This window comes from Winogradskyella thalassocola, assembly GCF_900099995.1.
Lineage (GTDB): Bacteria > Bacteroidota > Bacteroidia > Flavobacteriales > Flavobacteriaceae > Winogradskyella > Winogradskyella thalassocola.
The window spans coordinates 68,810-90,797 of sequence record NZ_FNCZ01000013.1 but is presented as its reverse complement, the minus strand read 5'-3'; the positions used below and the strand labels follow the sequence as shown (position 1 = coordinate 90,797).

Sequence of the window (21,988 nt, the reverse complement as noted above, 5' to 3'; positions counted from 1 at the left end):
AATGATACCTCTGTGTGTTATGAAGTTGCCGCATTAACCTTACAGGTAAATCCATTACCCGAATTTAATTTAGAAGCCAATTATATTCTATGTTTAAATACTAATGGTACCGAAGTTTTAGACCCATTAGTGATTGATACCGGTTTATCAGCAACAGACTATAGTTTTGAGTGGAGTTATAACAGCACCATGATACCAGGAGCAACAGGGCCAAGTATTATGCCAACCCAAGGAGGAAGTTATAGTGTTTTAGTGACAGATATGAGCACATCCACAGAGACCAATTGTACTAATACCGATACAACTGACGTTATAGAAAGTGAACCACCAAGTTTAACGATAGAACTCTTAACTCAAGCTTTTGCTGACAACCATGTTTTAGAAGCCATAGCTACCGGAATTGGAGTTTATGAATACAGTTTAGATGGAGGACCATGGCAAGATGAAGGCATCTTTACAGGCTTATCATCAGGAGACCATGAGATCACAGCACGAGATAAAAATGGTTGTGGATTAATCGCTGTATCAAAGTTTATTATCGACTATCCGCTGTATTTTACGCCCAACGGAGATGGAAATAATGAAACTTGGAACATTGAAGGTGTTGGAAGTAATGCAAAAATTTATATATTTGACCGGTACGGAAAATTATTAAAACAATTAAGTCCCGATGGAAATGGTTGGGATGGAACGTTTAATAATGAAGCAATGCCAACGAGTGACTACTGGTTTACAGTAGAATACGACGAACCAAGCAACGGTGTACGTAAAGAATTTAAAGCCCATTTTACCTTGAAACGATAAGAAATTATGAGATTAAAAAAGTATTGTTTAGTAGCATTTATAGCTTTTGCAGCAAATTTTAGCTTTGCCCAAGAAGGTATTCCTATTTATTCTGATTATTTAACAGATAATTATTACCTAATTCACCCATCTATGGCAGGTGTTGCTAACTGTGCTAAAGTGAGATTAACAGCAAGACAACAATGGTTTGGTGTTGATGATGCTCCGAGCTTACAAACCTTAAGTATGAATGGAAGAATAGGAGATTCTCCAGTAGCTATTGGAGGTGTTCTTTTTAATGACTCTAATGGATATCATTCTACAGTTGGTGGTTATGCTACGTTCGCTTATCATTTAATGTTTTCGAGAAATGAAATTGATTTAAATATGTTGTCATTTGGTTTGAGTGCTGGATTTTTACAGTACAAACTAGATGAAACAAGTTGGTTAGCGCCAGGAGAATTTGATGCAGCAGTTGCAGGAATTGAACAAAGTGCTACAAACTTTAATATTGACTTTGGATTTTCTTACCATTTTGTAGATTTCTATGCGCATTTTACGGCTAAGAATATTCTAGATAATGATGGTGTAAACTATAATCAAAATGGAGAATTTGAATTTAAAAACTTAAGAACTTATTTATTGTCTTCTGGTTATACGTTCAGTCAATATGGAAGTGAATGGAGTTATGAGCCTTCTATAATGTATATGTATAGAGATGCAACAGCAGAGTCTTCAATAGATATTAATGCTAAAGTTTATAAAGAAATGGATTTTGGTAAAGTTTGGGGTGGCTTATCTTACAGACGTAGTTTAGATGGAGCTGAGTTCCAAGATGGATCTGGTGTTACCAGTCAAAAATTACAATACATCACGCCATTTTTAGGTATAGATTATAATAATTTTGTATTTGCATATACATATTCATACCAAGCAAATACGGTGAATTTTAATACTGGTGGTTTTCATCAATTAACGCTTGGTTTCAACTTTAACTGTAGACGAGAGAAATATGAGTGTAATTGTCCTGCAATTAACTAATATAAATAACACATAAAAAAAGGCTCAATGTAAATTGAGCCTTTTTTTGTTTTCATAATTACGTTTTATTCCCATTTATAGTTTTTCTGTTCAGCTTGTGACTTCAATGCTTTAATCATCGCACTTTCTAATCCATTACTAGAATCTTTAGTCTGCTTAGCAAGATAATCCCGTCGATTTAAATTTAATGTAGCTATTTCATCTTGAAGTTTTTTACGCAATTGCGCTTTTTCTTCAACATAAGTTTTAATTTCAGATTTAGATTTTCCCTTTAATTCTTTAGGCAATTCACTATCTTTAATTTTATCATAAGAGAACCCTTCTTCTTTTTCAGCATCTACCAAATCCCAAGAACTGTTTTTGTATAGACGTGAGCTTTTACTTACGGTTCTACTTACTGCATTGGCTTTATTATAACTTCTAGCATTAGAGTCTTGTTCTGCCTGCATTTCCATTTTAGCTCTACCTGTACTTCCATAAGCAACATAGGTTGTATTCAATTTTTCATTCAACTCTAAAATTTTGTCATCATAAGGAGATGCCACATGCACAGTTGCTTCATTATGATTGATAGCCATATAATTTCCGTGTGTTAAATCGGCTCCATCTTTCCATTTGGTTGAAATACCTTGATTGTAATCACCACAAAAAATGGTGTTCACAGTCACATCGTTTTGATGTGCTAATTTAGAGGCGTCTTTGTAACTGACGTTTCCTTGTGTGTAAGGTTCGTTCCCTGCGATGAAAATAAGTTTTAAATCCTCTTTGTTATCTCCCCATTCTAATTGGCTTAAAGCCGTGTTAATTACTTTTCCACAGTATTCATTGCCTCCATTAGTAGTTAGTGAAAATAGGGATTTTGAAATTTCATCCAAATCATCACTAAACGCAATGACTTGTCTTAAATAGCCTTCGTCTGCGTTAAGATTATCATTTCCGTATTCGTAAAGTGCAATTTTTAAATTAGGACTTTGTTCTTCACATTTGGCATAAGAGAGTTCATTTACAATTTTCCAAAGTTGCGCTTTGGCTTGGTCTATTAAACCATCCATACTATTACTGGTGTCGAGTAGCAACGCGACTTTAATTTCTGGATTTTTATCTTTTGAAGTTGTTTTAATCACTATTTCGGAGATGGCTAAATCTTGAGTTCTGTTTTTTGAATTTGCATTGCAAGCTGTAAGTGATGCTAAGCTCACTGCAAGGATTAAGGTTTTAAATTGAGTTTTCATATGTTTTATTTTTTCTAGTTTTTTGTGTATTTATTTTTCACGATTAAGTATCTAATTCCCCTTAAAAATATACTCTTACCGTAAAATCATTTAAAGAACCATAGTTACCTGTATGATATTCGCTTAACAAATGAAGTCTTGATTCTAGGTTCTAACAGCGCAGCGGTCTAGATTCTTTTCTATTTTTTAGTATTCAATTCTTTAACATCGATGGTGCCGTTTGGAGAAATCACATAGTATTTATGATCTATTTTTGTTTCTACAATTGGTGCAGGTATTTTTTCTTCTGGCTTGGGTGTAAAAGCTAGTTTTATATTCATACCTATTTGAACAACAGGTTCTAAAATGGAAGGGTTAATCACCACATCATAATTTTCATACGTTAAAGGTTGGTAATAATAGGACGTCTGCTTTTTTACCGTTGTAACACCTTTACTTTTATCTAAAGCTTCAACTGAAGTACTATTATAAGCTTGATAGCTTTGGTAGAAGTCCTTTGGGAAATAACAGTATTTATCATCTGCAATAGCTACATTATAAGTAGACATGTCAAATCCTAATGCCTGGTAATATGCTTTTTTATCTTCAATAAGTTTTAATAATTCATCTTGAAGGTTTTTATAGACCTCTTGAATATTATCTATATAATAATCAACCTTAACCAAGTTATAAACTTCACTTTGTGCACAAGCTTCTAAAATGGCTTCAAATTGATTGGTTTTTGTAAATTGAACATGAATGTTTTGTTGTAATTCAAACCCTTTAGGAACTTCCGTATACGTTTTACTGAATAATTTCTTAGTGACTTCAACTTCATAAATAGGAATAAAAGAAATCACATCAATGGCGATATCCTTTTGAGTAATACCTTTCGTATTTAAACGATTTTTAATTTGGTCTATACGTTCTTTCATCAGTTGATTTGTCATTTCAGCGGATGGTCCCATTTGAGAGACATTAAATATGGCGGTGTACGTCGTGGCACTTACATTTTGAAGCGCTTTTACATCAACGGTTAGTACATTGCTTGGGTGAAGTGTTTGGTTAATTTGTTGCTGAACCGTTGGATTGTAGATTTGTGCATTTCCAGAGCTTAAAATATTTTGTCTAGAAATATCTTGTGTGATTTCATTGTAATTTCCTCGGTGTTGAGCCGACATGTGAGTACAACTTATTAAGAAGAGCAATAGTGTTAAATTGATTGATTTCATTTTTATATTGTTTTTTGATTTATGGCGTAAAGCTCTGCTGAAAATACAGGGATTAAAAACCACAATGAGTAAAGTGCTATTTCGGGTGAGTGAAGTCTTCTATAGTTTTAGTAGAAGCAGCTTTTTAGGTCTAAAACGGTATCGAATTTTGAATACCGCATTTTTTGAAACCAAATAAAGTATGTAGTTTAGTCCAACTAATAAAAAGCGAAGTGAGAATTTCTAAAACATACTATATACTACTATTGTTTTGCCTTATAGGTTTTATATCCTTTGGGCAAAATAGGGAGATAAAGAGTGCTGATGAAAGTGCTGCATTTACCATTAGAGGTTCCGTATCTGAAAAGGGAACCCATAAACCATATAAGAATGTAGAAATTTTAGTAAATGGAGGGAGATATGTAACCACTAGTTTTGACGGCTCTTTTGATATAAAAGCTAAAATTGGTGACGAACTTATTATTAAACATCCCGATTTTGAAACTATTTATTACACTATAAAATCTAATGAACGTATTAGTATTGAAGTTGTAGATGCAAAGCAATCTAGTTTTCGCGGTAGAAGTAAAGGCGACTTTAAACGGTTTAATCAGATGATTGATTCTGCTGATGTCTACTTAAAAAAAGATGCAGAGAAAAGTATAAAGTTTATTGGAGATGCTTTGGATGTAAATGTCAGTGCCGCACAAAGTGCTGAAGCGCAAGAATTATTAGGTGACATTTATGTGCATTGGAAACAGTATGATTTGGCGATTTCGGCCTATAGAATTAGCCTTCAGAATATAGAAACAGCTTCTGCAGAATTGAAGTTAGCAAATGCCTACCTCAATAATGGTGATTTTGAAAATAGTCTTATGAGCTACAAACAGATAGATGAAAATACCTTGTCTAACTACGAAAAAACGATATGGTTAGAAGGTATTGGTGATGCTTATGTTAAAGCGAAAGATTTTACTAAGGCTATTAAATCTTATGAAGATGGTTTAAAAGTGGCCCAAAAGCATCTCATAGCACCAAAAATTACAGATTTAAATTCTAAAATAGCGCAAGTTTACAGTGAGCAAGGGCAGACTACCAAAGCTAAAGGATACTTTACAAATTCGTTAAATTTAGCTAAGAAAGAAAATAAAAAACGTGCTGTTGAAGAGCAGGTTAAAGTAGCGGAGTTTAATAGTGAAAATGCAGAATACGAAAGTGAGATTGTATTGAGAAAATTGGCTATTGAAGGTATTAAAGATATTGAGAACGATTCTATTATTAGCAACGAAAGTCCAATTACATCGCAAAAGCAAAATTATAAAATTGGTAATGCTTATTTACTAAGTAACGATTTAACGAATGCCATTCCGTATTTAGAGAAAAGTAGGGAAGAAGCAGGTGAAAGGGGAGATTTAGATGTTAAGTTAGATGCGACACGAAAACTTTCTGAAGTCAATGCCAGATTAGGTAATACAGAAAAAACGATAGCTTATAATGACGAGTATAAAGATGTTGTGGATGAATTATATGCTAAAAAAATTCAAGAAATTTCTCAAGCAGCTCGTTTTAGTCGGAATATTGCAGAGCAACAAAATAGAATAACATCTTTAGAAAGTGATCGCGCTTTATCTAAAAGTACTTACGAATTAACACAAGAACGCAATAAAAGCCAGCAGCTTATTATTTACTCGCTAATTGGTGGTTTAATACTGTTGTTAATTACCGGCTATTTAATGTTTAAATATATTAAACAACAACGTTTGGCAAATAATTTATTGGCCTTAAAATCGTTACGAAGCCAAATGAATCCACACTTTATTTTTAATGCTTTAAACTCAGTAAATACATTTATTGCGACAAACGATGAGCGTACAGCAAACAAATATTTATCTGATTTCTCACAATTGATGCGTGCGGTTTTAGAGAATAGTGAAGAAGATTTTATTCCTTTGAAAAAAGAAATCGAATTATTGAATTTATATACGAAGCTAGAACATTTTAGATTTCAAGATAAGTTTGATTATGCTATTGAGGTCGATGACACTATCGATGTTGAAGAATTCCAGATTCCACCAATGTTATTGCAGCCGTATATTGAAAATGCGGTGTGGCATGGACTGCGTTATAAAACAGAGAAAGGACATTTGAATATTAATATTCAGCCAAAATCTAAAGATGAAATAACGATTACTATTTCAGATGATGGTATCGGAAGGGCGCGTTCTAAAGCTTTGAAAACTGATCATCAGAAAAAGCAGAACTCAAAAGGAATGAACAACATTAAAAAACGTGTTGCCATTTTGAATGAGATGTATAAAGATAAAGTTGATGTTACGATTAACGATTTTCAAGAATTGGAAGATGCAGGGACAAAAGTAGTCGTGACACTTAAAAAAGACTAAATAAAGTTTGAAGCCTAAAGTTGGAAGTTGGAAGTAACTTCGAGCTTCGAGCTTCTCACTTCAAACTATAGACTATGAAACTAAACGCCATAATAGTAGAAGATGAAGAAAATAGCAGACTGATTTTAAGAAATTATCTGACTAAGTATTGTCCTAATATTTCAATTTTAGGAGAAGCTGCTAATGTTGAAGACGCCTTAGTTTTAATTAGAAACAGTGATTTAGATGTCGTGTTTTTAGATGTAGAAATGCCCTATGGTAATGCCTTCGATTTATTAGACAAAGTTGGAGATGTTAATTTTGAAACCATATTTGTGACGGCATACAATCACTATGCGATTGACGCACTAAATGCACATGCCTCTTATTATTTAATGAAACCCATTTCTATTGATGAATTGATTAAGGCCGTGGATTATGTTACTGAAATTAGAACGAAAGAAGATGCGCTTCAAGATCAGATTTTAGTACCAAAGACCAATACTGTAAGTGGAAAGATTACCATTCCTCAACAAGATGGTTTTGAAGTTATAGAAACTGCAGACATTATGTATTGTAAGGCTGATGACAACTACACCGAAATATATCTGAACAACAATAAAAAGAAACTCGTTAGTAAAACTTTAAAATATATTGAAGAAAGTCTAAAAGACGCCAATTTTGCTAGAGTCCACAAAAGCTATTTAGTTAATGTCAATGAAATCGTAAAATATGTAAAAGGCAAAGGAGGAAGTGTAGTGCTAAGTAACGGAAAAGAAATTATGGTTTCGGCTTCTAAAAAATCTGATTTATTGTCTTATTTTAAATAATCCTATCATTTTAATTCTCTTCGGTTGAATTTAGGTTGAAATTTCCGAGGCCCTTCAGTGATAAGTTTTTTTCTAAATAGCAAATAAAATATAGAACCTATAGCTGGAAAGAATAAAATAGTTAAAAACCATACTGTACTCATATAAGGATTTTTAAACCGAGAGCGCGTAATATCAAAAATTGCCCACAGCCATAATACAATAGCTACAATAATAAAACCGATAATTAAAAAAGATTCCATAATGCTGGTTTTAAGACATTTAAATACTCAATTCGACAACTGACCCTTCATTAGATCTCACATTAAAAACGGTATCATCTTCAAAAATTAAATACTGACCTTTAATACCAATTAGTTTTCCTGAATAATGAGGGGTTTTACTCAAATTCAGACTTTTTAGCTTTTCAGGATAGTGTTCTACAGGGAATTTAATGTGTGTTTCTGTGTTGTCTTCAATAAAATAAGGTAAGGCTTCCTCAGGAATGTAAGCTTTTAATTTTTGTTTCCATTCTAATAAATCTTCATCTTTTATATCGTTCTTTAACATCGTTCGCCAATTGGTTTTATCGGCGACATAATCTTTTAAAGCAACTTCAGTAATGCCTGCTAAATAACGGTTTGGGACTTCAACAATTTCAACCGCTTCATGAGCACCTTGATCAATCCAACGTGTTGGCACTTGACTCTTCCTCGTAACTCCAACTTTTACGTTGCTCGAATTGGCTAAATACACAATATGTGGTTGTAGTTGCACTTTTGTTTCATAATCTAAATCTCTATCTTCTTTACCTAAATGTGCTGTGCTTAACTCAGGTCTCATAATCCAATCGCCAGCAAAGGGTTTGTCAAAAAAGCAGGTTTTACAAAAACCTTGTCTGTAAATAGATTTGTTTAATCCGCAGCTCAAACATTGGTGTCCAATCAGTTTTATGTCAATGGTTTTGTTTAATAATTGATTCACATGAATAAAGTCATTCTCAAAGACCAAATAGTACTGAATAGGTTCTAAAAACTCGGTTTGCATTTTAGTGAGGACTCCTGTATAAAGCATAAAGAAATTTAGTATTTTTAGCATTAATTAATAGCGTAAAGATAGCCAATCCATGCCAATTCCTATTGTAAATTCCATTGCGTCTTGGTTTTTGAAAAAACGATTCCATCAAATTGAATTGTTTCTAAAATACCCTAACGAAGTACAGAACGAGTTACTTTTTAGTTTATTAAAACTCGCAAAGGACACTGAGGTCGGTAGACAATATGATTTCGATTCTATTAAATCCTATAGAGAGTTTAATGAACGTATTCCTATTGTAAATTATGAAGAATTTCAACCATTAATAGAACGTTCTCGTAATGGTGAACAGAATATCTTTTGGCCAAGACCTATAAAATGGTTTGCCAAATCTAGCGGAACAACGAATGCTAAAAGCAAATTTATTCCTGTAAGTTTTGAATCTCTTGAAGATTGCCATTATGCGGCAAGTAAAGATTTGTTGTGTATGTATTTGAATAATAATGAAGATGCGCAATTGTTTACAGGTAAAAGTTTACGCTTAGGAGGTAGTAAAGAACTATACAAAGAAAATGGAACTGTATTTGGTGATTTAAGTGCTATTCTAATTGATAATATGCCATTTTGGGCAGAGTTTAGTAGTACACCTAGTAATCGTGTCTCGCTAATGAGCGATTGGGAAACTAAGATGCAGGCTATAGTTGAAGAAACTATAGAGGAAAACGTAACTAGTTTAGCTGGTGTACCATCTTGGATGTTGGTTTTACTAAACAATGTTTTAGAAAAAACGGGTAAAGACAGTATTTTAGATATTTGGCCAAATCTAGAAGTTTATTTTCATGGTGGAGTAAATTTCAATCCATATGTAGAACAGTATAAGGCTATTTTACCATCGGATAAGTTTAGATATTACGAGATTTATAATGCATCTGAAGGCTTTTTTGCTATTCAAGATCAAAATAATTCTAGTGATTTATTGTTGATGTTAGATTACGGTATTTTCTATGAATTTATTCCTATGGATTCATACGGTACTGAAGAACAAATAGTGATTCCGTTAAGCGATGTTAAACTCAACACTAACTACGCGGTTATTATTACGACCAACGCTGGTTTATGGAGATACAAAATTGGGGATACAATTCGATTTGTAAGTTTAAGTCCACATAGAATTAAGGTTTCGGGCAGAACAAAACATCATATTAATGTTTTTGGTGAAGAATTAATTATAGAAAATGCAGAGGAAGCGCTAAGAAACGTTTGTGAACATACATCGGCTGAAATAGTGGATTATACAGCGGCTCCTATTTTTATGGAAGGTAAAGAAAAGGGGGCGCACGAGTGGATCATAGAATTTAAGCGACCTCCTGTTGATATGGTCTATTTTGAAGAATTGTTTGATAATTCTTTGAAATCCCTAAATTCAGATTACGAAGCCAAACGCCTAAATAATATGACACTTAACAAACCAAAAATTCATAGTGCAAGACCTAACTTGTTTTATGATTGGTTGAAAGAAAACAATAAACTCGGAGGGCAACATAAAGTACCACGTTTGTCTAATAGTAGAATGTATCTTGACGCGTTGTTGCAACTTAATTACCGATAAAAATAATCAATTGCATAAGGATTAGACTAAATAATGGCTTTATTAAATTTGTTTTTATTTACAATACACTTTATCGCTTATAAAAACACTTACAATCACTATAACGACAATCTTATAAGTTTTGTCTAATAAAAAAATCAAATCGAGCTTACTTTAATTTATGCCTATATATTAGCGGTAAATAAATGTGCTATCATTTTTTAAATTCCCTCAAGTATATATAAAGTATTGCGTGCAATATTTAATTAATCAATCCCTAACTAAAAGCCACAATTTCGAATTTTGAAATTGTGGCTTTTTAATGCTGTAAAAATTAAGGTTACGAAACAGCCTTCAACTTTTTAATTGTCGATTTATTCAAACGATCTTCAGCAAAAGCTTTAGTGACGTTTAACTTCGTTTCATCCGAACTAGGTAACTCAAACATAGCTTCTGTTAAAATCTCTTCACAAAGCGATCTTAAACCACGAGCTCCAAGTTTGTATTCAATAGCTTTTTCTACAATATAATCTAAAGCTCCATCTGTAATAGTAAAAGTGATATCATCCATCTCAAACAATTTTTTGTATTGTTTAATGATAGCATTTTTAGGTTCCGTTAATATGGCTCTTAATGTTTTAGCATCTAAAGGATCCATATATGTTAATACAGGTAAACGCCCTATGATTTCTGGAATTAATCCAAAATCTTTTAAATCTTTAGGGATAATATATTGTAATATGTTATCCTTATCTATAGTATCCGTTTTCATGGCGCTATATCCCATAGCTTGCATGTTTAAACGTTTGGAAATGGCGCGTTCAATACCATCAAAAGCTCCACCAGCGATGAATAAGATATTTTCGGTATCTACTTCAATAAATTTTTGATCAGGATGTTTACGACCTCCTTTTGGCGGTACATTAACAACTGTACCTTCTAAAAGTTTTAACAAGGCTTGTTGTACGCCTTCTCCCGAAACATCTCTCGTTATAGATGGATTATCGCTTTTACGTGCAATCTTATCAATTTCATCAATAAAAACGATACCACGTTGTGCTTTTTCAAGATTGTAGTCTGCAGCTTGCAGCAAGCGTGTTAAAATACTTTCTACGTCTTCACCAACATAACCTGCTTCTGTGAGTACAGTTGCATCAACAATTGCTAGAGGTACATTTAACATTTTTGAAATGGTTTTTGCCATTAATGTTTTCCCTGTACCTGTTTGCCCAACCATTATGATATTACTTTTTTGTATATCAATATCATCATCAGATGGTGGCTGTAACAAACGCTTATAGTGATTGTAAACCGCAACAGACATTACACGTTTAGTGTTTTCTTGTCCTATGATATACTCGTCTAAAAAGCCTTTAATTTCTTTAGGTTTTTTAAGCATCAACTCTGAGCTTAATTCTGAATTACCAGATTGTTTAGACTCTTCTATAACAATACCATGTGCTTGTTCAATACAACGATCACAGATATGTGCATCCAAACCTGCTATTAGCAAGCTGGTCTCTGGCTTTTTCCTACCACAAAATGAACATTCTAATTCTTCCTTTGCCATTATCAATTTTTTAATTCCTGCGAAAGCAGAAATCTAATTTTACATTTTTATTATAAGTCGAAAGTATATTCAATTACTTTCGTTCTAAAATCTCATCAATCATTCCGTAGTCTAAAGCTTCTTGAGAACGCATCCAATAATCTCTATCAGAATCTTTTTCAACTTGCTCAATAGATTTTCCAGAGTGTTGTGCAATTACTGCGTACAATTCTTCTTTTACTCTAATGGTTTCCTTTAAAGCAATTTGCATATCGCTTAATTGACCTTGAGTACCACTACTTACTTGGTGAATCATAACACGAGAATGCTTTAATGCAGAACGCTTTCCTTTTGTCCCAGCACATAATAATACAGCAGCCATTGAAGCAGCTATACCTGTACAAATAGTAGCTACATCTGGTTTAACAAATTGCATAGTATCATAAATTCCTAATCCAGCATATACAGAACCTCCAGGTGAATTAATATAAATCTGAATATCTTTATTAGCATCTGTACTTTGTAAAAACAATAATTGGGCTTGTATGATATTTGCAACTTGGTCATTAACTCCAGTTCCTAAAAATATAATACGATCCATCATTAGTCGAGAAAACACATCAAAAACGGCGATATTCATCTGACGTTCTTCAATAATATTCGGTGTCATATTAGATGGGTACATACTTTCAATGATCTTAGAATAGTAATTACTATTGATTCCTTGATCTTTTATTGCAAATTTTTCAAATTCTTTTCCGTAATCCATATAAGTTTAAATTCTTTTAATTAATGTTTGATTTGACTAAAGCACTTGTTTTGTGCTCAGTGTGACATTTACTTTTTTTGAAAAATGTATTCCAAAAAAAAGCGTAAAACTTTTACATTTTACGCCTTAAAGATACTAATAATTTTTAGGTTAGCGTTTTCGCGTTAACCACATTTTAAGGTTTTAAAGCTTTGCCTTAATATTTTTAAAATTAACTATAGAATTCTTTTACAAAATCATCGTAAGTGATGTCTTTAGTCTTAATGTTTGCTTCAGTTTTATATAATTTCAATAATTTCTGACTCATTAACTGTTCAGACATACGTTTTACTTCATCTTGGTTCCCTAAGATACGTGCAGCAATGTCTTCTAATTCTTTATCTGAAGGATTCATTTGACCAAACTGTGCCATCTGCCCTTTAATCATGTCCATTGAGTAAGATTTCAATTCTTCGAATTGAACTTGTAATTTATGCTCAGTGATTAATTTCCCCTCAATAAGTTGGTAACGCATGCTTTTTTCAGATTTTTCGTATTCTTCTTTAGCCTGCTCTTCAGTCATTTGCTCTTCACCTGCATTTTGCATCCATTTCTGTAAGAAACTTGCTGGTAAATCGAATTTAGTATTTTCAACTAAATTTTCAGTAACATCATTTAATAATTTCTGATCTCCTTGTTGTGCAAATTGTTTTTCTGAATCTTCCTTGATCTTATCTTTCAATTCTGTTACAGAGGTTACAATACCTTTTCCGAATAATTTATCAAATAAGTCTTGATCTAAATCTGCTAATTCACGGTCATTAATTTCGGTGATTGTAAAATTCACTTCAATATCTAAACCATGTGCATCATCGTGAGATACTTTTAAAAACGTCATTAAATCGTGATCGTCGTTAAATAAGCCTTTAGTTTTTAAAGTAATTACATCACCAACTTTAGCTCCGATAAATTTCTTAGGATTTGTTTTTCCTTTTAATTTATCTAAAGTTAGCATTGTAGAATTATCGATTTCTTTTTCCTCGTTAGTGAAAGTTCCTGTAATTTCAGAAGCTTCAGTTACTTCATTTTGAGAAACGATTTTACCATATTGTTTTTGAATGTGCTCAATCTGATCGTTGATCATTTTGTCATCAGCCACAATATTATAATGTGTTATTGCTTTTTTGCTTTTTAATTCTACATCGAATTCTGGTGCTAAACCTAATTCAAATTCAAATGTAAATGCTTCAGCATCCCAATCTAAATCGTCTTGTGCTTTTGGTAACGGATTACCTAAAACATCTAATTTTTCTTCAACTAAATACTTTCCAAGAGCATCTTGTAGTAATTTGTTTACCTCATCTACCAATACAGCTTTACCATATTGCTTTTTTACCATTCCCATTGGTACATGACCTTTTCTAAAACCAGGAATGTTAGCAGACTTACGGTAATCTACTAAGATTTTCTCTACTTTATCGCTATAATCTTCTTTAGCGATGTCCACTTTTACAACTGCATTTAATGCATCGATATTTTCTCTTGTAATATTCATTTTTTTGAAACTAAAATTGGGCTGCAAAAATACAATATTTTTTGCAACCCAACAATAGTTTTAAAGGTTTGAAGCTAAGCTACTTTTTATCTTCTTTTAAGAACGATTGTAATAGCGATTGTAAAATAGATAAAAGCACGCTAAAAAGTAATGCGGTCCAGAAACTCGAAACTCCAAATCCGTCTATCAGTTTGTCTGCTAATAATATAATTAGTGCATTAATGACCAAAAGGAAAAGTCCGAGGGTGAGAATTGTTGCCGGTAATGTTAATATGACAAGTATGGGTTTTACCAATAGGTTTAAAATAGATAGCACAATAGCAACGATAATAGCGCCCATATAACCATCTACAGTAACGCCATTTAGGATGTTGGCAATGACGAAAACAGCTAAGGCGTTTAATAAAAGTCTAATCAGTAAATTCATAATTTCAATATTTAATTAAGTTTACCTAAGATACAAAATTCATCACAGCTTTGTAAAACTCCATAGGGTTTTCTGCATGTAACCAATGTCCTGCATTAGAAATAGTAATAATTTCTGAATTTGGAAAATGTCTATGAATAATAGCTTCGTCTGCTTCTCCGATATATTCTGAACGGTCTCCACGTAAAAACAAAGTGTCTTTTTGAAAGGTGGCATGTATTGGAAGCGCTTCTCCTACTTCTGAAACATTTTCTTTCAAGACGTTCAGATTCATGCGTAAACCTAATTGCCCTTTTTCTACCCAGTATAAATTTTTGAGTAAAAATAGTCGAGTTCCAGTTTCATGAACATACTTGCTCAGAATGTCGTCAGCTTCTCCACGACTTTTTATTTTAGAAAAGTCTAAACTACTTAAGCCTTCTAAAATAGCATCATGATGCACTGGGTAGTAGCGTGGCGAAATATCTGCGACAATAAGCTTACTTACTAGTTCAGGATATTTTGTAGCAAAAAGCATTGCTGTTTTTCCGCCCATCGAATGCCCTAATACAACAATGTCTTTTAAGTTATTGTCATCACAATACTGTTTTAGGTCTTCAGCCATTGATTCGTAATCAAATTCTTCTGAATGAAAACTGCGACCATGATTTCGCTGATCTACAAGATGAACTTCAAAATTTGATTCGGAAAAATGTTTAGCTAAGGTTTTCCAATTGTCACCCATGCCTAAAAAACCATGAAGGATAATGAATGGTTTACCTTCTCCTATGATGTTTGAGTGTAGTTGCATATAATTTTTTTTTCGCAGAGGCGCAAAGGCGCAAAGCTGTGTGTGATTATGTAGATGTAAAATTTCTTTATGGATTATAAAGGTTATTGGATCCGATATTGTTAAATGAGTACGTTTTTCTTTACTCCTTTTCGTGAAATACCTTTTTAATTCTTATTTGAGTTTTTCTAAATACAGTCCAATAACATTCTCAACTCCCATATATAAGCTTTCAGCAATTAACGCATGCCCTATAGATACTTCTAATAAACCTGTAATATTTTCTTTAAAGAAAGCGATGTTGTCTAAAGATAAATCATGACCTGCATTAATGCCAAGTTGTAGTGTGTTAGCTAAGCCTGCACATTCCATATAAGGTTTAATAGCATTTTCATTTCCTAAACTATATTGATGCGCAAATGCTTCGGTGTATAATTCTATGCGGTCAGTCCCTGTAGCTTTGGCTCCTTCGATTTGACGTAAATCTGGATCTACAAATATGGATGTTCTGATGCCGTTTGCTTTAAATTCTTTAATTATTTCAACTAAAAAATCTTTGTGCTTTAAGGTGTCCCAACCTGCATTAGACGTAATAGCATCAACTGAATCGGGTACTAAAGTGACTTGTGTAGGTTTAATTTTTAAAACCATATCCACAAACTTCGGAATAGGGTTGCCTTCTATATTATATTCTGTGTAAACTTCCGGTTTTAAATCGTACGCATCTTGGTAGCGAATATGCCTTTCGTCTGGTCTTGGGTGAATTGTGACTCCTTCTGCACCAAACCGCTGTACATCTTTTGCAAACTGCACTACATTAGGTACATCGCCTCCGCGACTATTTCTTAACGTAGCAATCTTATTTATATTAACACTTAACTTTGTCATTGTAATAGGTTTTGAATCACAAAAATACAAAGTAGGAGGTGTAATTTATGGTTATTTTTGATTAATTTGCAACATATTTAATACAGTTTAATGGAGCTTCAAGACTATATAATAAACGATATAAAACCAATAAGTATAACAGATAAAGTAAGTGATTTAAAATTACTCTTTAATCAGTTAACCTATTCTCATATTCCTATTGAAAAGGATGGTGTTTATATGGGATGTATTTCTGAAACGGATGCACATTGTTTTGATGGAGCTATAACCATTAATGATTGTAATTATGCTATTGAAGGGTTTTTTGTGAGACCAACCACTATTTGGTTAGATGTTTTAGAAGCATTTGCTCAAAATGATTCTAATATAATGCCTATACTAGATAAGAACAATAAGTATCTTGGATATTATGAGTTAAATGATATTATACACCTATTTAACGAAACACCATTCTTTGCGGAACCAGGTGGAATTTTAATTGTTGAAAAGGGTATTAATGATTATTCATTCAGTGAGATCAGTCAGATTGTTGAGTCTAACGACACTAAACTTTTGGGTGCTTTTGTTTCTAAAATTGAAGGTGATTTAGCAAGAATCACTTTGAAAATAACTAATACCAGTCTTAATGAGATTATTCAATCATTTAGACGTTATAGTTATAATATTGTCTCTGGTCATGAAGATGATTCTTATCTCGAAACGTTAAAGGAACGTTCGCAATATCTCGATAAATACCTAAACATGTAATGATGAAACGGGCATGTTCAAAATTTCATCACTTAAACGAATATTTAATAGCGAACAGCATGTGACCATTGAAAAATAATAAAGAAAACACATGAAAGTAGCAATATACGGTCAGAACTACGTAAAAGAAACCACTCAAAAAGCAGTTGAAAAACTAATTGATGTTCTACTAAAAAAACAAGCTCAAGTTTTTATAGAGCATGAGTTTTTAGAAACTCAGAATATAGATATAAAACAGAATTCTAAAATAAGTGCGTTTAAAGCTTTAGATAAAAGTTTCGATTTATTAATTAGTGTTGGTGGTGACGGTACGATATTAAGAGCTATTACCTATGTTGGAGACTTAGGAATTCCAGTAGTTGGTATTAATACTGGTCGCTTAGGATTTTTGGCAACCATACAAATTGATGATATCCAATCTGCGTTAACAGAAATCTTTAAAGGAGATTATAAAATTTCTGAGCGATCATTACTAAGTGTTTCAACAGATCCAAAGCATCAGGATATTGTGAATACACATTTTGCACTTAATGAAATTGCCATAAGTAGAAAAAACACCACGTCCATGATTACGATTGAAACCCATCTTAATGATGAGTTTTTAACATCGTATTGGGCAGATGGGCTTATTTTATCAACTCCAACAGGGTCTACAGGATATTCTTTAAGTTGTGGTGGGCCAGTTATTGCTCCAGACGCTAAGAATTTTGCGTTAACCCCAATCGCACCGCATAATTTAAGTGCGCGTCCGTTGATTCTTCCAGATAGTACAACGGTAACGCTTAGAGTAAACGGTAGAGAAGATCAGTTTTTAATGTCATTAGACTCTAGGATTGTAACACTTTCTAATACAACTACAGTCACCGTTAAAAAAGCCAATTTTGTAATAAAAATGGTAGAATTACTAGATGAAACTTTCTTAGCGACGCTTCGGAAAAAATTACTTTGGGGAGAAGATCGTCGTAACTAATGCATGATGATACAATAATTACTTTCAAAAACTGTTTTCTGTAAGACTATTTGTGTCAAATTATTGCGCACAAATCAGAATTGTTATATTTGCAAACTTTGAAAACTATATGAGATATTTTTTTCTACTTTTTATCTGTATTTTTATCTCCAATAATGTTAATGCTCAAATTTATGAGGTTGGCGTATTTGCAGGTGGAAGTAATTTTATTGGAGATGTTGGTGCTACCGATTATATCTCTCCAAATCAATTAGCATTGGGTATTCTTGCAAAATGGAATAGAAGTGAGCGACACTCTTTTAGAGCTTCAGTCATTTTTTCAAATTTAGAGGGGATTGATGCGAAATCGGATGATCCAAGAAGAAAAGAACGTGGCTACGAATTTGATGCTAGTATCGTTGAGATTTCATTAGGTATGGAATTTACATTTTTAGAATTCGACCTTCATACCATTGGAAGAAAAGGAACTCCTTATTTATATTCGGGTATTACACTTACTAATCACGATAATTATTATTTTTCAACAAATGGTGAGTATACATCAGAAAACACAAATAGTTGGGCGTTTGGTATTCCTATGGTTTTAGGTTATAAAACAAACATAACAAATCAGTTAATCTTGGCTGCTGAAGTTGGAGCGCGTTATACGTTTTCGGATGAATTAGATGGAAGTATGCCAGACTCTGAAGATAGAGAAGCGTTAAGTTTTGGAAACACTAATAATAATGATTGGTATATGTTTACCGGAATTACATTAACTTACACCTTTGGTAGAAGACCTTGCTATTGCAATTTTTAAATGAATTTAAAAGAACAAATAAATAAAAAGAACCTTCCTGCCCATCTAGCAATTATAATGGATGGTAACGGTCGTTGGGCAAAACAACAAGGTTTGATGCGGGTTGTTGGTCATGAAAACGGAACCAAATCTGTTAGACAAACCGTTGAGGCTTGTGCAGAACTAGGTATTCAAAACTTAACCCTTTACGCATTTTCTACAGAAAACTGGAACAGACCAAAATTAGAGGTTCAAACTTTAATGAAGCTTTTGGTTAAATCTTTAAAGAAGGAGATGAAAACCTTTCAAGATAATAATATCAAATTATGTGCTATCGGAAATTTAAACGATTTACCGAAAAAAGCACATAGGGAACTATTAGATGTTATAGAAAAAACTAAGAATAATACAAATATGACATTAACATTAGCATTGAGCTATGGTTCTCGTGAAGAAATTGTTAATGTTATTAAAGAATTGTCAGTTAAAGTTAAAAATAATATAATTTCTGCTGAAAGTATTGACGAATCAATTATTAATAAGCATCTTTACACGCAAAATTTACCAGACGTAGACTTACTTATACGCACAAGCGGAGAGCAACGTATCAGTAACTTTTTACTATGGCAAATAGCCTACGCAGAATTATATTTTACAGATGTTTTATGGCCAGATTTTACGAAAGAAAATCTATATGAGGCAATCATAAATTATCAAAACAGAGAACGAAGATTTGGAAAAACAAGCGAACAACTTACCTAATGCCACAAGATTGAAGTCATATATTAAACTTTTTTGTATTGCATGCCTTTTTACAATTTCATTTAACAGTTTTGCTCAAGTAGAGAGCGGAGAAACCTATTTGATAAAGGAAATTACGGTTACCGGAAACACTAATTTTAGTGCACAAACTATAATAGCCTATTCTAAACTTAGAAAGGATGAAGAGATCCAAGTTGGTGGTGAAAAAATAGCTAATGCTGTAAAAACATTATGGAAATCTAATTTATTTAGTAGTATAGATATCTATGTTGTTGACATTGATGGTAATACTGCGAATTTAGAGATTAATCTTAGTGACTTGCCAGAACTTAAGGACCTTACTATAGAGGGCGTTAAAAAAGGGAAGAAAGACGAGATTATTGACGAGAACAAGTTAAAACCTGGTCAGAAGGTCACAGAAAACCTTATTGCGACAACTAAAAACTACCTTACTAATAAGTATAGAAAAAAGGGGTTTTTAAATACTGATGTAAGAATCAGTACTTCAGAAGTTATTGACTCAGTGGAGAAGGAGCGTGTAGATATGCGTATTCTTATAGACAAAGGAGAAAAAGTAAAAATCAAAACCATTAGTTTTGATGGTAACGAAAAAATATCTGATAAAAAGCTTCGTAAGGCCATGAAGAGTACGAAGCAAAAGAAATTTATCAGAATCCTAAAACGATCTAAATATATTGAAGATGATTTTAGAGATGATTTAGTTAGTGTTGTAGATTATTATAAAGAGAATGGATATAGAGATGCAAGAATTATTTCAGACTCTATTTCTTATTTAAATGATAAAACGATTAGCCTAAATATAAAGGTTGAAGAAGGTGAGAAATACACTTTTGGAAAGATTTCTTTTGTCGGGAATACAATTTATTCAGACCAACAATTATCTAATTTACTTGGTTTAAAAGAAGGTGACACTTATAATGGTGTAGAATTACGAGAACGTATTGCAGATGATACTAATCCTGATGCTAATGATATAACTAATGCGTATCAAAACTTTGGATATATGTTCTCTACAATCAACCCTGTAGAAGTAAGTGCAGAGGGTAACGTTATAGATATGGAAATTCGTATCTCAGAAGGTAAGCCTGCTTATTTTAATAATGTAACGGTGGTTGGTAATGATGTTACTAATGATCATGTTATTTATAGAGAAATTAGAACACGTCCAGGAGAATTATATAGAAAATCGGATATTATTAGAACGATTAGAGAGCTTGGTCAATTAGGTTATTTTGATGCACAGCAAATTGTACCAGATATCAAAAATCCAAATCCTGTTGATGGAACATTAGATGTAGAATACTCTTTAGTAGAACAAGGGTCTAGTCAAATACAACTACAAGGTGGTTATGGTGGAGGTGGCTTCATTGGTACTCTAGGGTTATCATTTAACAACTTTTCTATAAAAGATATTTTTAAGAAAGATGCCTACAAGCCAGTACCACGTGGTGATGGTCAAAGTTTGGCATTGAGACTTCAAGCAAGTCAGTTTTTTCAAACGTATAGTTTTTCTTTTAGTGAACCTTGGTTTGGTGGTAAAAAACCATTTCAATTATCATCTTCTATTTCGCATTCGAGACAATTCTTATACGATTCTAGTACTGGAAAAGCAGATAAAAGCAAAAGCTTTAATATTACAGGGTTAACATTTGGAGTGTCAACAAGATTAGCAGAACCAGATGATTACTTTTTATTGTCGCAAGCGATAAGTTATCAGCATTATGATCTTCAAAATTATAATACCGGTTTATTTACTTTTGGTGATGGTACTTCAAATAACTTATCTTATACAATTGGATTAAGTAGAAGTGACCTTTATAATGACCCAATTTTTCCAACAGGAGGATCTAGTTTTTCAGTTTCAGCGAAGTTTTCATTCCCATATTCATTAGTGAATGGTGTTGATTATTCAGAGTTAAAGAACGACAGGGAAGAACAAAACGAGATTATTGGGGATTACCAGTCTAATCCGAATCCAAGTTTACAAGAAACAGCAATCTATAATGATGCTACAACAAGAATAGCCGAGATTGATCAAGAACGTTTTAAATGGCTCGAATTTTATAAAATTAAATTTAAAGCAGATTGGTACCAGTCACTGACTAAAAAATTAGTGTTACGTCCTAGTATGGAATTTGGTTTTCTTGGGGCTTATAATAATGATAGAGGAGTTATTCCTTTCGAAAGATTTTTTGTTGGTGGTGATGGTTTAGGTAACTTTTCATTAGATGGAAGAGAAGTTGTTCAATTACGTGGATACCCAAATCAATCGTTGTCATCTCAAGATGGTGGTTCTATTTATAGTAAATTCTCATTAGAGCTACGTTATCCTATTACATTAGGAGCGCAAGCAAAAATTTATGCACTTTCATTTTTAGAAGCAGGAACATCTGTTAATGACTTTAAAGATTTTGATCCATTTAAACTTAAAAGATCAGGTGGTTTTGGACTTAGAATTTTTATGCCAGCCTTTGGTTTACTTGGTATAGACTTTGGTCATGCGTTTGATACATTACCTGATGGATCTTCACCTAAAAAATGGGAAACACACTTTATAATTGGACAACAATTTTAAGTTTGGCACGATATTTTCTAATAGCTAAATAAGGATTTCATCATGTTGTTAAAATTTTTAAGAATATATTTCGTTAAATTTGAAGATTAGTAACACTAAAATGATAACACATTGAGTTTTACACATAAAATGTCTCAAAA

20 protein-coding genes are annotated in these 21,988 nt (G+C 32.7%); 10 read left to right on the top strand and 10 right to left on the bottom strand.

Annotated elements, in window-relative coordinates; translation table 11 throughout:
* Together BLT80_RS19290 and BLT80_RS19285 are read left to right on the top strand one after the other, a co-directional pair.
* A partial coding sequence (locus BLT80_RS19290) for a T9SS type B sorting domain-containing protein (RefSeq protein WP_245710256.1) occupies positions 1-804 on the top strand: 804 nt, incomplete at its 5' end.
* Between the two features lie 6 nt (positions 805-810).
* Positions 811-1,824 carry a PorP/SprF family type IX secretion system membrane protein gene (locus tag BLT80_RS19285; protein ID WP_092471079.1) on the top strand — a complete coding sequence of 338 codons (1,014 nt, stop codon included), beginning with the start codon at positions 811-813 and terminating at the stop codon, positions 1,822-1,824.
* A gap of 65 nt (positions 1,825-1,889) precedes the next feature.
* Here the strand turns inward: BLT80_RS19285 and BLT80_RS19280 are convergent, their stop codons facing one another.
* Complete coding sequence (locus tag BLT80_RS19280) at positions 1,890-3,056, bottom strand: VWA domain-containing protein (RefSeq protein ID WP_092471077.1); 1,167 nt, start codon at positions 3,054-3,056, stop codon at positions 1,890-1,892.
* Between the two features lie 179 nt (positions 3,057-3,235).
* On the bottom strand, positions 3,236-4,267 hold the full coding sequence (locus tag BLT80_RS19275) for an SIMPL domain-containing protein (protein WP_092471075.1): 1,032 nt from the start codon (positions 4,265-4,267) through the stop codon (positions 3,236-3,238).
* 212 nt (positions 4,268-4,479) lie between these two features.
* Between BLT80_RS19275 and BLT80_RS19270 the strand changes: the two genes are divergently transcribed.
* Positions 4,480-6,648 carry a tetratricopeptide repeat-containing sensor histidine kinase gene (locus BLT80_RS19270; protein ID WP_092471087.1) on the top strand — a complete coding sequence of 723 codons (2,169 nt, stop codon included), beginning with the start codon at positions 4,480-4,482 and terminating at the stop codon, positions 6,646-6,648.
* Between the two features lie 74 nt (positions 6,649-6,722).
* Positions 6,723-7,457, top strand: coding sequence for a LytR/AlgR family response regulator transcription factor (locus BLT80_RS19265; RefSeq protein ID WP_092471073.1), 735 nt, complete (start codon positions 6,723-6,725; stop codon positions 7,455-7,457).
* Between the two features lie 5 nt (positions 7,458-7,462).
* Here the strand turns inward: BLT80_RS19265 and BLT80_RS19260 are convergent, their stop codons facing one another.
* On the bottom strand, positions 7,463-7,699 hold the full coding sequence (locus BLT80_RS19260; protein WP_092471071.1) for a PLDc N-terminal domain-containing protein: 237 nt from the start codon (positions 7,697-7,699) through the stop codon (positions 7,463-7,465).
* 19 nt (positions 7,700-7,718) lie between these two features.
* The gene (locus BLT80_RS19255; protein ID WP_092471069.1) at positions 7,719-8,510 is read right to left on the bottom strand and encodes a DUF2797 domain-containing protein; all 792 of its coding nucleotides are present in this window, start codon (positions 8,508-8,510) and stop codon (positions 7,719-7,721) included.
* A gap of 52 nt (positions 8,511-8,562) precedes the next feature.
* On the opposite strand from BLT80_RS19255, the gene BLT80_RS19250 reads away from it, so the two are divergent.
* Positions 8,563-10,080, top strand: coding sequence for a GH3 auxin-responsive promoter family protein (locus tag BLT80_RS19250; protein ID WP_092471067.1), 1,518 nt, complete (start codon positions 8,563-8,565; stop codon positions 10,078-10,080).
* 319 nt (positions 10,081-10,399) lie between these two features.
* On the opposite strand, the gene clpX is transcribed toward BLT80_RS19250, so the two are convergent.
* The 6 genes from clpX to BLT80_RS19220 all read right to left on the bottom strand — a co-directional run bounded on the left by clpX (position 10,400) and on the right by BLT80_RS19220 (position 15,995).
* Entirely contained in the window at positions 10,400-11,629 is a 1,230-nt protein-coding gene (gene clpX, locus BLT80_RS19245; RefSeq protein WP_092471065.1) for an ATP-dependent Clp protease ATP-binding subunit ClpX, read from the bottom strand.
* A 73-nt stretch (positions 11,630-11,702) separates the two neighbouring features.
* The gene (locus tag BLT80_RS19240) at positions 11,703-12,377 is read right to left on the bottom strand and encodes a ClpP family protease (RefSeq protein WP_092471064.1); all 675 of its coding nucleotides are present in this window, start codon (positions 12,375-12,377) and stop codon (positions 11,703-11,705) included.
* A gap of 211 nt (positions 12,378-12,588) precedes the next feature.
* Positions 12,589-13,911 (bottom strand): trigger factor, encoded by a 1,323-nt coding sequence (tig, locus tag BLT80_RS19235; RefSeq protein WP_092471062.1) that lies wholly within the window; start codon positions 13,909-13,911, stop codon positions 12,589-12,591.
* A gap of 79 nt (positions 13,912-13,990) precedes the next feature.
* Positions 13,991-14,338, bottom strand: a complete 348-nt coding sequence (locus BLT80_RS19230) for a phage holin family protein (protein ID WP_092471060.1) — start codon at positions 14,336-14,338, stop codon at positions 13,991-13,993.
* A 25-nt stretch (positions 14,339-14,363) separates the two neighbouring features.
* A complete protein-coding gene (locus BLT80_RS19225; protein ID WP_092471058.1) occupies positions 14,364-15,128 on the bottom strand; it encodes an alpha/beta fold hydrolase in 765 nt (254 codons plus the stop codon).
* Positions 15,129-15,281: 153 nt separating this feature from the next.
* Positions 15,282-15,995 carry a pyridoxine 5'-phosphate synthase gene (locus BLT80_RS19220; protein ID WP_092471056.1) on the bottom strand — a complete coding sequence of 238 codons (714 nt, stop codon included), beginning with the start codon at positions 15,993-15,995 and terminating at the stop codon, positions 15,282-15,284.
* A 90-nt stretch (positions 15,996-16,085) separates the two neighbouring features.
* Here BLT80_RS19220 and BLT80_RS19215 point away from each other — a divergent pair, with 90 nt between their 5' ends.
* From BLT80_RS19215 to bamA, 5 genes are all read left to right on the top strand, one after another.
* Positions 16,086-16,742 (top strand): CBS domain-containing protein, encoded by a 657-nt coding sequence (locus BLT80_RS19215; protein WP_092471054.1) that lies wholly within the window; start codon positions 16,086-16,088, stop codon positions 16,740-16,742.
* A 91-nt stretch (positions 16,743-16,833) separates the two neighbouring features.
* Positions 16,834-17,712, top strand: coding sequence for an NAD kinase (locus tag BLT80_RS19210; RefSeq protein WP_092471052.1), 879 nt, complete (start codon positions 16,834-16,836; stop codon positions 17,710-17,712).
* Positions 17,713-17,821: 109 nt separating this feature from the next.
* Complete coding sequence (gene porG / locus BLT80_RS19205; protein WP_092471050.1) at positions 17,822-18,511, top strand: type IX secretion system protein PorG; 690 nt, start codon at positions 17,822-17,824, stop codon at positions 18,509-18,511.
* Positions 18,512-19,252 (top strand): isoprenyl transferase, encoded by a 741-nt coding sequence (locus tag BLT80_RS19200; RefSeq protein WP_092471048.1) that lies wholly within the window; start codon positions 18,512-18,514, stop codon positions 19,250-19,252.
* Positions 19,224-21,848 carry an outer membrane protein assembly factor BamA gene (gene bamA / locus BLT80_RS19195; protein ID WP_092471046.1) on the top strand — a complete coding sequence of 875 codons (2,625 nt, stop codon included), beginning with the start codon at positions 19,224-19,226 and terminating at the stop codon, positions 21,846-21,848. The genes BLT80_RS19200 and bamA overlap by 29 nt, the downstream gene beginning before the upstream one ends.
* Positions 21,849-21,988 lie beyond the last annotated feature (140 nt).